This is a genomic window from Flavobacterium sp. (genome assembly GCF_035456225.1).
Lineage (GTDB): Bacteria > Bacteroidota > Bacteroidia > Flavobacteriales > Flavobacteriaceae > Flavobacterium.
Genome location: NZ_DATIDM010000173.1, coordinates 1 through 11,384, shown reverse-complemented (window position 1 = coordinate 11,384; position 11,384 = coordinate 1). Strand labels below are relative to the sequence as shown.

Genomic DNA, 11,384 nt, shown 5'->3' with positions numbered 1-11,384 from the left:
TTATAGATTTATTTGTTTTTTAGGCAGTTTCTTTGCTTTAATCATGAAAAAATTAGTGCTATTTTTTTTAATTGCAGCCTGTTATAGCTGCAACTTGGTAAAACAGTCAATACTTGGAATTGATACAACACCGGAATGGCTAAAGGGTAAAGAAATTGTAAAAGAGTTCGATAAGAAAAAAATTCCCAATGAGAATCGTTTTGTTTTGGATACCGCGTCCTACCGAAAAGCATTGATTAAATATTATTCACAGGAATTAAAAACAGTGGATCTATCTAATGCTAAAGATTCTGTATATAAGACGAAACTGAAAAAAATAATAAAAGACGATTCGCAGCCGGTTCAGGTCAGGTATTTCGATTCTGATTACAATCAGATATTCAAAGTAGTAAACTGTTACGTTGATGATCCCATCACGATGAATTGGAACATTAATAACTGTTTCGATGTTTTTCCTCCAAAAATCGATTTTGAAGACTTAAATAACGATCATAAAAAGTTGAATTTCTTTTTAGATCATATCTACACCTTAGAAGGGAAGAAAAGTACTGTAGAAACATTGCCTAAAGCCGATTATTATGTTATTGTTTTTTGGAACTCATTTTTTAAAAGACCCTCAAGGAAACTTATTCAGACTTTAAAAGAATATGAAAACAAGCATAAGGATAAAAGTACTTTCATTATGTATGTAAATAATCAAAACGCTGAAATCTGGTCTAAAATTGATTTGGCTCAAAAAAGAGAAATTTTAAGTCAGTTTTAATCCAAATTCCATGAAAAAAACACTAACCTTTTGTCTACTACTTATTTCCGTATTGTCGTTAGCAACAACCAGAATCGTAAACGGAGTAATTAAAGACGCCACTACACTAATCCCAATAGAAAGTGTATCCATTAGAGTCGAAAATTCAAATTTAGGAGCCATCTCCAATTCAGAAGGGAAATTCAGACTGGTATTTTCCGGTGATTTCAACGCAATACAATTCAGTCATCTCAATTATCATGTATTTGTTCAAACATTGAAAACAGGGGAAAACGAAGTCGAAATTTTTCTGGAACCGAAATCTTTTCAGCTTTCCGAAGTCATTGTCCGGTCTAAACCGGTAAAAGAACTGTTGTCAGATGCGATGAAAATTTCAAAAGAAAAACTGGAAAAATCAATTGTGCTTAATACCTATTATAGGGAATTTGTAAAAGTAAATGATGAGTATACCAGCTTTTCGGATGGATTACTGGATTACAACATAAAAAGGAAAAGTGGTGCTTCGGACCTGTATGTGAATCAGTGTCGGGCCATAAAGTTGACGGATGTGCCTTCAAGCGAAAGAGAAAAAAATCGGGAGTCATTTTATCTTTACGATGTGAGGGATGCAGTGCGCGAGGCTTATAATTTTAAAATCATAAATTATATTTTAAAGAGCAAAAGTTACGACTTTGAGATTGAAACCAAAACGGATGATAAAGGCAATTCGATTGAAATAGTAACAATTCTTCCAAAAGAAGATGCGGAATTTCATTTGTACACGGGAACGGTGGTTTTTGATGGCAAAAGTAAACTGATTCTGGAAATGGATATCAGGAAATCGCCCAAACATAAGATGTATGCACTGGATGTTGACATTGTTTTTCTCCGCTTTAAAGTATATGAAGAGGAAAGAAAGGCCAGTTACAGAATTGAAGGTGAAAAGTATATCCTTGTTTACAATCAGAATAAGTTAAATGCATACATCAATTTCAAAGGGGATTTCGAGGACACCTTCGAGTTCATGAGCGACATGGTGGTTTCCGATTACAAGGAAGGCGAATTCGATTTCGACCGAAGCAAACGACATAAAGAGCGAAGCCTGTTCAGTGCCGGAAATCATTTTACGGAGGAATTCTGGAAAACCAATAACAGTATACTGCTAAATGAAGCGGAGGAGAAGATTCTTAGTAAACTCAATTAATCTGTCGGGGGAGTGCCAACTGGCTTAAGAAACATTTCGTATTAACCGATAATCCAATGAAAAAAAATTATTTATGGGCAACTTTGTTGTTGCCTATCCTTTCTATTGCCCAAACCGAAGCAAAAACATTAGAACTCGACATTCGCGGCAGAAGCTGTATCGGCGGACTCGGGATCTGCTCTCAACTGTCATCTGAAACCAATAAAACCACCATGAAAAATTTTAATGTAACGAAACAGTCTTCTAATTCGCTGCTGATCCAAATAGAAATCAGCAAACTTAGCGCCGAGGAGCAAAAAATATTCTTTGGAAAAGAATACGCCAAAATAACGCCCAACGAAACCTTGGAATTTATTCAGGACGAGGATTTTAAATTTGATATGAACACTTTGCTCTATCTGGAAATGGATGCAAAGTATTCAATTCTGAAAAAGGGAAAATATCCCGTGCAAATCAGTAAAGACACCGTGAAAGTTACGCTTACCTTATCAGAAGGTTAAAAGGAAAAAGTTGTTCCAATGAAAAAAATGCATTACCAGTTCGTTCTTCTGTTGTGTTTGTTGACACAGCAACTTCAGTCTCATAATTTGTTTGGAAACGCCAAAGAACCTCACGAGTTAATTACCGAAATGGCAATCGAATTGCACCAGTTAAAGGAACAACATCAAAACCGGTATTGGGAATTTAACCATCAGCTGGCAATCATTAGTAAAAATCTTGTGGCTGAAACTAATCTGGAACGAAAAATGGAGCTTTTGATAAAAAAGGACGCAATCAGGGAACAGCTTTCTCTTCTGAAAAATGAAACGAATAACGAAATATCCAAAATACGCTATTTAAAAGGATTGCAGATCATCAAGATCTTATATGAAAAGGTGTTGGGTTTGGATCATCATTTTGCATCGGTCCGAACGCTGAATGAAATCAATAAAATAGCAAACCCCAATCAGTACCCCGAATACAGTAAGTTAAAAGAAGTAGTAAACGCCAAAAAAGACAAGAAAACAAGCCTTGATTTAACTGCTGTATTGGGTACTAATCCGATTGTTTCCGTAGTGGAGACGTTTACGAATATGATAACATCGACCCTGACAAAAAGCGAAAAAGAAAAGGGGATTGCAGATGTGGAATGCATACTCGATTTTACGCTTCGGATGCAAAACGACCTCAACACCATTTATTTTGAAACGGCTTTCCTTCAAACCAGTAACGACAAAATCAAACAGGAAATCGAATTGCTTTTTAAAGATTATACCAAGCCTATAGGATACACCGCATCTCTGGACAATTGCCGCACCAACGACGACTGGGAATCCATTACCCAAAAAATGGAAGACTACCTGTCAAAGATGAAATCGACAACTGGGAACGCACAGTACAAAATGCAGGTCAATATTGAGTTTCCCATAGACAGGCTGTTGCAGTTCATTGCGCAGTACAACAATTTCATCGACCAGGGCGGAAAATTTTACGAGAAGTTCAAAATCATTCTCAACAGTTACGAGAACGAAAAGCAATGCGAAACCAAACTCCCATTGGAATACAAAAAACTCAAATCCGATATCGAGGTAGCCATCAACAAATTCAACGTGGCCTACAAACCGGTGGAAGTCAACGGAACAAAAATGAAAGAAATCCTATACGGCCTAAACGAATTTGATTAAATGCTTAAAATAATCGCCGGACTCATCCTGTGGATCTTCCGAATCATCACCGAAAATCGGATACTCTAATTGTATTTCATCTTTCTCAAAATACGCATCACTTCCTTAAAAGAAACGTAAGCCGCAGGGTTTTTATAAGTCTTCAAAAGCAGTTTGGCATCAATCAGTTTCTGTTTGGCGTCCTGAAAACCGTTGAGGTAGCAAATCATCAGTATGGCCGGAAGGTTCTCAAGATCTTTTTCTTCCCGGACAGACAATGCCAGTCCTTTTTCGAGTTTGCTAACCAGTGCCAGATTCGAATTGTAAATATGAAACAGCATTTTCCGGTTGTATTCCGGCGGTTCAAACAACATCTTGGTTTCTATCTTGTAGTACCCGTTTTCATAAAAGTGGAGCGTTACCTTTTCCAACGGATAATAACTCGTTTTGTCGTTCAGCCCTAACGGGACATATTCGGTAATCGTAAATTCGTTCTCCGAATATTCCACCGTGACTTCATCTAAAGCCGAATAAAAAAGCTTGACCTGTTCGCTAATCAATTCGATGTCCACCCGCGAATACAACGTTTTATCGCGCAGTCTCTTCTTGTTGCCCGCCCAGCATACCACAAAAAGTTCTTTGAAGACTTTATATTTCGGGTTCATGTCCGGATGACGGTTGTTGATGAAGTCGATCACACCTTCCAAAGTATGCGCGATGCTGTTGTGCGAATTGTTCTCGATGCTGATGACCGTTTCGGCATTGAGGTTTTTCGTTTTAATCGACATTGTGACTTCCGAAGCCGTTTCCACAGGCATGGTCGAACTTCCTCTCCGCATGAAAATGGTTTTGGCGACTATGGTATGAATGCCTTTTTTAAAGGAAGAAATCTTATTGTTGGGTTTGATGGTTACCAGGCCGACAACCTTGTCTTTTGGAAGGTTCGGGAACGGCACATTCTCATACTGGATTTTCGGCGGATTCTCCAAAAAGGCATTCACAAGGTTCTGAATGTGGCTGTCATCAAAAAAATCATCGCCAACAATTTCATTGTCCTGATCTTCCACCCCAACCACAATATAGGAATTGTTCATCGGATTGGAATTGGAAAGAGCGCAAATGTGTTTCAGGAATTTGGCCTTGCCTTCTTTTGTGTGCAGGTTAAGCTGTCTTTTTTTGTCATAAAAAGTGCTTTCGTCACTGTGGGCGAGCAAATTTTTTATAAGAAGACGCTTATTAATCATCTTGAAAACCGTTTACGATACGACACAAAGGTTGTATAAAGTTCGTTAAAAATATGTTAATAGGCATAAGATAATAGTAAAAGAAACGTTGTAAAATGTACACCCAAAAAAATAACCTTAAAAAGAGAATCTATGAAAATCTTGAAAAACTGCATGTGGGCATTTTTAACAATGGTCTGCATATCTGCTTCGCTGGTAAGCTGTAATGACAATGATGATTCTGAAGTCGCAGGAACTTCGAAAATCACCGTTCGTATGTCGGATAATCCCGGCGATTACGACGAAGTTAACGTTGAGGTAGTCGATGTGGAGATTCAATCCCCGGATGGCGGATGGATGAGTATCGGCAATAATCCGGGCATTTACGATTTGTTGGATCTGACAGGGGGCGTTAATGTAATCCTGGCCGATAGTGTTGTGCCGTCAGGGTATCTGGGCCAGATGCGTTTAATTTTAGGCGATGAAAATACCGTGGTAAAAGACGGGGTAACCTATCCTTTACACACGCCAAGTGCCCAGCAATCCGGATTGAAACTACAAATAAATCAAACATTGCAGCCGGATTTCACCTATAATTTCCTTCTGGATTTCGACGTACAACATTCTGTAGTGGTTGAAGCCGGAAATTCAGGGAATTATAATCTGCATCCTGTAATCAGGGTAACTACAGAAGTAAATTCTGGAGCAATTAAGGGAATGGTTGAACCAATGAGTGTGCAGACTTTAGCCTCTGTTCAGGTTAACGGTGTTGCCGTTTCAGCCTATACAGACGAATTCGGTGTATTTCAGCTTAACGGAATACCTTCCGGAACGTATACGGTAACTTTAACGCCGGATCCTGCTTCGGGTCATGCTGTTTTGGTGGTTGATAATGTCGTTGTGGTTAACGGACAGATTACCAATATGGGAACCCTTCTCCTGCCATAAGTTAACAGGAAATAAAAATTTTATTAAAAGACAGCCAAAACCATGGTTGTCTTTTGTTTTTTAACCAATTATTAACAACTAAGCACTAAATTAATTATCAATTTGCAGTGTTAAAATATAGTATTAATTTCACGGCTCAAAAAACACACGCAAATGGAAGATACGACAGCTACTATGGACATTAGGGCAATCAATGAAAAAATAGAGAGAGAAAGCGCCTTTATCGACCTTCTGACAATGGAAATGAACAAAGTAATCGTTGGTCAGAAAACCATGATCGAACGTTTACTTATCGGATTATTGGCTCAAGGACATATTCTTTTGGAAGGTGTTCCCGGATTGGCAAAAACATTAGCCATCAACACCCTGTCACAAGCTGTTCACGGTACTTTCAGCCGAATCCAGTTTACTCCTGATCTACTCCCTGCCGATGTGGTGGGAACCATGATTTACAATATGAAAGTGAATGACTTTTCCATCAAGAAAGGTCCTATTTTCGCCAATTTTGTTCTTGCCGATGAGATCAACCGTGCTCCTGCAAAGGTGCAATCCGCGTTGTTGGAAGCGATGCAGGAAAAACAGGTGACCATTGGAGAGCAGACCTTCAAATTGGACCGACCGTTTTTGGTAATGGCTACGCAAAACCCGGTGGAGCAGGAAGGAACCTATCCGCTACCGGAAGCACAGGTAGACCGTTTCATGCTGAAAGTGGTTATCGATTACCCTAAAATGGAAGACGAGCGTTTGGTTATTCGTCAAAATCTGAACGGCGGATTTGAAAAAGTGAATCAGGTGGTAAGCATCGACCAGATCTTACGCGCTCAACAAGTAGTTCGCGAGGTGTATATGGACGAGAAAATAGAAAAATATATCCTTGACATCATTTTCGCAACGCGTTACCCTGAAAAATACAAATTAGCTGACCTGAAACCGTTAATCAGTTTCGGAGCGTCGCCTCGTGGTAGTATCAATCTGGCAATGGCGGCAAAATGTTACGCCTTCATTAAACGCCGTGGTTATGTAATTCCGGAAGACGTTCGTGCCGTAGTACACGATGTATTGCGTCACAGAATCGGAGTTACTTATGAAGCTGAAGCGGAAAACGTTACTTCGGTAGACATCATCAACAAAATAGTTAACGAGGTTGAAGTACCTTAAAATTTAGTTTACAGCTAACAGTCTCAGTATGCGGTTTTTTGAAAACTGTGTAACTGTGACTGACCCGAGCGTAGCGAATAGACGTAGTAAAACTGCGACTGAAAACTAAAAATATGGATACCAAAGAATTACTGAAAAAAGTACGGAAAATCGAAATCAAAACCCGAAGATTGAGCGATCATGTCTTTTCGGGCGAATACCATACGTCGTTTAAGGGACGGGGAATGACTTTTTCCGAAGTACGCCAGTACCAATTCGGCGACGACGTTCGTGCCATCGATTGGAACGTAACCGCACGTTACAACGAGCCCTATGTAAAGGTATTCGAAGAAGAACGCGAACTGACCATGATGTTGATGGTAGACTGCAGCGGATCGGAAAGTTTCGGGACCAAAAATCAGCTGAAAAGTGAAATTGTTACCGAAATAGCGGCAACCATGGCTTTTTCGGCGACACAAAACAATGATAAAATCGGACTGATTTTGTTTTCCGATCAGATTGAATTATTCATCCCTCCCAAAAAAGGAAAATCTCACGTACTTCGCATCATCCGTGAGCTGATCGAATTTAAGCCGCAAAGCCGAAAAACCGATCTTTCTCAAGCACTAAAGTTTCTTTCAGGTATTCAAAAAAAGAAAGCCATCGTATTCGTAATTTCCGATTTCATGACAAGTGATTACGAACATACGCTGAAAATCGCCGGAAAAAAACACGATGTAACCGGCGTCCGCGTTTATGACCATCGCGAAGAAACCATGCCAAACATCGGAATGGTAACCATGGAGGATGCCGAAACGGGAGAAATTATGGTGGTGAATACCAATTCGAAAAAGATACGCGTGGAGTACGAGAAAAACTACCTGAATAATGTGAAATATTTTAACGATACGTTTTCCCGTTGTGGATCCGGTTCGGTAAGCACAAGGGTAGACGAGAGTTACGTAACCAAATTGCTCGGTTATTTTAAATCGAGATAATAATAGCTGGTTCCGAATTAGTACAAGTAGTGACAAAAAATGACAAATAGAAAAAGACACATATTCCTTTTTTTACTGATGGCAACTTTAGGGTTTGCCCAACAGCCGGTGCAGACCAGTATCGATTCAACCAAAATTAAAATCGGTTCACAGTTCAATCTGACGTTGAAGGTAAAAGGAACAAAAGAAACCCGGGTAGCTTTTCCTGAAAGCAAAAATTTCGGACAGCTGGAAGTGTTGGAATCGTACCCGATTGATACGATAAAAAAAGACGCTACTTACGAGTTTATCAAGAAATACGGCTTGACACAATTTGATTCAGGTCGTTATGTGCTGCCAAGAATTCCCGTGTTAATCGGAAATAAGCAATTCCTGTCGGATTCGGCTGTGATTGAAGTCAATAATGTGGTGGTCGACACGCTTAAACAGAAAATGTACGACATCAAACCCATCGTTGAGGTTAAGGATCCGTCATCCGATTTCTGGTGGTATCTGTTAGGGATTCTGCTGTTAGGCGGAGTTGGATTTTTAGGTTATTGGCTGTATAAAAAATACAAAAACCGCCCGAAGAAAGAGGAAGAGATTGTTTACGCTTCTCCTATTGAAAAAGCAACCAGTTTATTGCAGAGTTTAGAGAAGAAATCCCTGTTGGAGCACGGCGACGTGAAAACGTATTATTCTGAAATGACAGATATTACGCGTAACTACATCGAAGAAACCGTTCATATTCCCGCGATGGAAAGTACGACCGATGAACTTCTGGAAGCAATGAAGCAAGCCTCAATGAAGAAGAAAATGGGCATCCGTCAGGAAACCATGGAAACTTTCGAAAAAATCCTTAAAAATGCCGATTTGGTAAAATTTGCAAAATCCAAACCGATGGATTTCGAAATTATCGAAGACCGTAATAATATCGAGAAAATCATCTTTACCATAGATAAAGCGCTTCCAAAGGAAATTGAGGAGGATGAAACCGAGTCGGATTATGCCAGACAACAGGAAGAGCTAAAACGCAAGAAAATTAAAAAACGCAATACCGTCATAGGCTTTGTGTCCGGATTTGTTTTGTTTTTCATTATCGGAGCCCTGTTTTTTAACGGAATGAATCTTTTTGGAAGCTCCAATCAGGAATTGTACGATCAGGACTGGATTACAAGCGAATACGGAAATCCGGGTGTGATTATCTCAACGCCTAATGTGTTAAAACGCATTGATGCTGAAAAGGAAGTGCCGAAAGCCGCTATGGCGATGATTAAAGAGATGCAGATTTTTCAGTTTGGCGGCTATTTTGATGATTATTATATCCTGGTAAGCACGGCAAAATACAAACAGGAAACCAAAGTGGATCTTGACAAAGCGCTTGAAGGCGGTTTGCAGGCTATGGAAGCAAAAGGAGCTCAAGATATCATTGTGAAAACCGAAGATTTCAATACCGGTGAAGGACTGTCCGGAAGGAAAGCCTACGGAACCATGAACTGGCTTGACAAAATCACCAAAAAATCCAGAAAAGCATACTACGAATTTGTGATATTCAGTCAGGATGGCGGTTTACAACAGGTACTAACCATGTATGAAGAAGGGGATGAGTTTGGAAGCAAAATCACAGCCCGAATTTTAGAATCAGTCGAACTTAGAAAAGCAGCGCAATAATGAAAAATATCACGTTTGCCAATCCGGAATTCTTTTGGCTGTTTTTGGTTGTACCAATTGCTATTGGCTGGTATTTCTGGAAAAGAAAAGAACAGTCCGCCACTTTGAAAGTAAGTTCGGTTAAAGGGTTTAAGGTGACGAATACAGTATTGCCAAAGCTAAAACCGTTATTGTTCGCCATGCGGATTTTAGCCTTAAGTGCCCTGATTGTGGCCATGGCACGACCGCAATCTACCGATGTGACCAATAAATCCAGAACGACCCGAGGAATCGATATCGTTATGGCAATCGACGTTTCCGGAAGTATGCTGGCCAAGGATTTGAAGCCAAACCGTATGGAAGCTTTAAAGAGAGTGGCTTCGGAATTCGTCGAACAACGCCCCAATGACCGTATCGGTTTAGTGGTTTACGCAGCGGAAAGCTATACCAAAACACCGGTAACCAGCGATAAGGCGGTTATTCTGGATGCGTTGGCAAGTGTTAAATACGATAAATTCCTGCAGGACGGAACGGGAATCGGAGTAGGATTGGCCACGGCGGTAAACCGTTTAAAGGACAGTAAAGCAAAAAGTAAAGTCATCATCCTGTTAACCGACGGGGTAAACAATGCCGGGTTTATCGATCCGAGAATGGCTTCGGAAATCGCTAAAGAATACGGAATAAAAGTATACACCATAGGAATCGGAACCAACGGAATGGCGGAGTCCCCATATGCGATTGCGCCAAACGGACAGTTTTTGTTCCGTATGATGAAAGTGGAAGTTGATGAAAAACTGATGAGAGAAATCGCGCTGATGACCGACGGAAAGTATTTCAGAGCCACCAGTAACAAAAGTTTGGAAAGCATTTATAACGAAATCAACAAATTGGAAACCACCGAGGTTCAGGAGCAGCGTTTTTATAATTATGATGAAAAATACAGACTGTTCGGATTTATCGCCCTTGGGTTGCTGAGTTTGGAATTAGTGTTAAGAAAGACCTTGTTTAGAGGCTTTATATAAGTGATCATGGAGAATTTTGAATTTGACGAACCGAAATATTTTTATTTAGCAGCCATCCTGCCGATTCTGTTGGTGCTTTTTCTGATCAATTTGTATTGGCAGCGAAAAAAACAAAAGGAATTCGGTGATTTGGAATTGCTGAAACAATTGAGCCCGGAAAAATCGACTTTCAAGCCGGTTCTGAAATTGGCCATAGTCCTATTGGGATTGGTGGCATTGGTTTTAGCTTTGGTAAATCCGAAAATCGGGACCAAAATGGAAACGGTAAAACGTCAGGGAGTCGATATTGTTTTCGCCGTGGATATTTCCAAAAGTATGCTCGCTGAAGACATTGCACCCAACCGTCTGGAGAAGAGTAAACAGGTGGTTTCCCAAATCATCAATCAATTGGGGAGCGACCGCGTCGGAATAGTTGGTTATGCCGGAAGCGCTTATCCTGTTTTGCCGATAACCACAGATTACAGTGTGGCCAAAATGTATCTGCAAAGCATGAATACCGATATGGTTTCGTCGCAGGGAACGGCATTGGGCGAGGCGTTAAAACTGGCCGGTTCGTATTTTGATGACCCGCAGACAAGCAAATTAATTATCATGCTTTCCGATGGGGAAGATCACGGCGAAGGGTTTGAAGAAGGGCTGGAGGAAATCAAAGACAAGAAAATAAAGGTAATAACAGTTGGTATCGGAACGGAAAAAGGAGGTCCGATCCCGTTGCGCCATAACGGTGTAATCGAAGGTTTCAAAAAAGATCGTGAAGGGGAAACAGTTATCACGAAATTATATCCGGAAACACTGAAAACCATCGCCAAAAATGCCGGTGGCGGCTATGTTTTCGGAG

The 11,384-nt window shown here is 40.2% G+C and carries 11 protein-coding genes; 10 read left to right on the top strand and 1 reads right to left on the bottom strand.

Features of this window, described 5'->3' with window-relative positions:
* From VLB74_RS10540 to VLB74_RS10525, 4 genes are all read left to right on the top strand, one after another.
* Nucleotides 1–763 (top strand): hypothetical protein (locus VLB74_RS10540; protein ID WP_325203421.1); only part of this gene is annotated, 763 nt, incomplete at its 5' end.
* A 10-nt stretch (nucleotides 764–773) separates the two neighbouring features.
* Entirely contained in the window at nucleotides 774–1,946 is a 1,173-nt protein-coding gene (locus VLB74_RS10535) for a carboxypeptidase-like regulatory domain-containing protein (protein WP_325203420.1), read from the top strand.
* Nucleotides 1,947–2,002: 56 nt separating this feature from the next.
* Entirely contained in the window at nucleotides 2,003–2,446 is a 444-nt protein-coding gene (locus VLB74_RS10530; RefSeq protein WP_325203419.1) for a hypothetical protein, read from the top strand.
* Between the two features lie 18 nt (nucleotides 2,447–2,464).
* Nucleotides 2,465–3,610, top strand: coding sequence for a hypothetical protein (locus VLB74_RS10525; RefSeq protein WP_325203418.1), 1,146 nt, complete (start codon nucleotides 2,465–2,467; stop codon nucleotides 3,608–3,610).
* A gap of 65 nt (nucleotides 3,611–3,675) precedes the next feature.
* On the opposite strand, the gene VLB74_RS10520 is transcribed toward VLB74_RS10525, so the two are convergent.
* Nucleotides 3,676–4,833, bottom strand: coding sequence for an ATP-binding protein (locus tag VLB74_RS10520; protein ID WP_325203417.1), 1,158 nt, complete (start codon nucleotides 4,831–4,833; stop codon nucleotides 3,676–3,678).
* Between the two features lie 132 nt (nucleotides 4,834–4,965).
* Here VLB74_RS10520 and VLB74_RS10515 point away from each other — a divergent pair, with 132 nt between their 5' ends.
* The 6 genes from VLB74_RS10515 to VLB74_RS10490 all read left to right on the top strand — a co-directional run.
* Nucleotides 4,966–5,760 carry a DUF4382 domain-containing protein gene (locus VLB74_RS10515; RefSeq protein ID WP_325203416.1) on the top strand — a complete coding sequence of 265 codons (795 nt, stop codon included), beginning with the start codon at nucleotides 4,966–4,968 and terminating at the stop codon, nucleotides 5,758–5,760.
* A gap of 153 nt (nucleotides 5,761–5,913) precedes the next feature.
* Nucleotides 5,914–6,918: an AAA family ATPase gene (locus VLB74_RS10510; RefSeq protein WP_325203415.1), complete on the top strand. Its 1,005-nt coding sequence runs from the start codon at nucleotides 5,914–5,916 to the stop codon at nucleotides 6,916–6,918.
* 113 nt (nucleotides 6,919–7,031) lie between these two features.
* On the top strand, nucleotides 7,032–7,895 hold the full coding sequence (locus tag VLB74_RS10505) for a DUF58 domain-containing protein (RefSeq protein WP_325203414.1): 864 nt from the start codon (nucleotides 7,032–7,034) through the stop codon (nucleotides 7,893–7,895).
* Between the two features lie 39 nt (nucleotides 7,896–7,934).
* Nucleotides 7,935–9,545 carry a hypothetical protein gene (locus VLB74_RS10500; RefSeq protein ID WP_325203413.1) on the top strand — a complete coding sequence of 537 codons (1,611 nt, stop codon included), beginning with the start codon at nucleotides 7,935–7,937 and terminating at the stop codon, nucleotides 9,543–9,545.
* Nucleotides 9,545–10,546, top strand: a complete 1,002-nt coding sequence (locus tag VLB74_RS10495; RefSeq protein WP_325203412.1) for a vWA domain-containing protein — start codon at nucleotides 9,545–9,547, stop codon at nucleotides 10,544–10,546. The genes VLB74_RS10500 and VLB74_RS10495 overlap by 1 nt, the downstream gene beginning before the upstream one ends.
* A 6-nt stretch (nucleotides 10,547–10,552) precedes the next feature.
* Nucleotides 10,553–11,384: VWA domain-containing protein (locus tag VLB74_RS10490; protein WP_325203411.1), on the top strand; the 832-nt coding region annotated here is incomplete at its 3' end.

Excerpts from the sequence above, each read along its gene's own strand:
- VLB74_RS10535 (WP_325203420.1), top strand. The coding sequence starts at position 774 with ATGAAAAAAACACTAACCTTTTGTCTACTACTTATTTCCGTATTGTCG.
- VLB74_RS10530 (WP_325203419.1), top strand. The coding sequence starts at position 2,003 with ATGAAAAAAAATTATTTATGGGCAACTTTGTTGTTGCCTATCCTTTCT.
- VLB74_RS10525 (WP_325203418.1), top strand. The coding sequence starts at position 2,465 with ATGAAAAAAATGCATTACCAGTTCGTTCTTCTGTTGTGTTTGTTGACA.
- VLB74_RS10520 (WP_325203417.1), bottom strand. The coding sequence starts at position 4,833 with ATGATTAATAAGCGTCTTCTTATAAAAAATTTGCTCGCCCACAGTGAC.
- VLB74_RS10515 (WP_325203416.1), top strand. The coding sequence starts at position 4,966 with ATGAAAATCTTGAAAAACTGCATGTGGGCATTTTTAACAATGGTCTGC.
- VLB74_RS10510 (WP_325203415.1), top strand. The coding sequence starts at position 5,914 with ATGGAAGATACGACAGCTACTATGGACATTAGGGCAATCAATGAAAAA.
- VLB74_RS10505 (WP_325203414.1), top strand. The coding sequence starts at position 7,032 with ATGGATACCAAAGAATTACTGAAAAAAGTACGGAAAATCGAAATCAAA.
- VLB74_RS10500 (WP_325203413.1), top strand. The coding sequence starts at position 7,935 with ATGACAAATAGAAAAAGACACATATTCCTTTTTTTACTGATGGCAACT.
- VLB74_RS10495 (WP_325203412.1), top strand. The coding sequence starts at position 9,545 with ATGAAAAATATCACGTTTGCCAATCCGGAATTCTTTTGGCTGTTTTTG.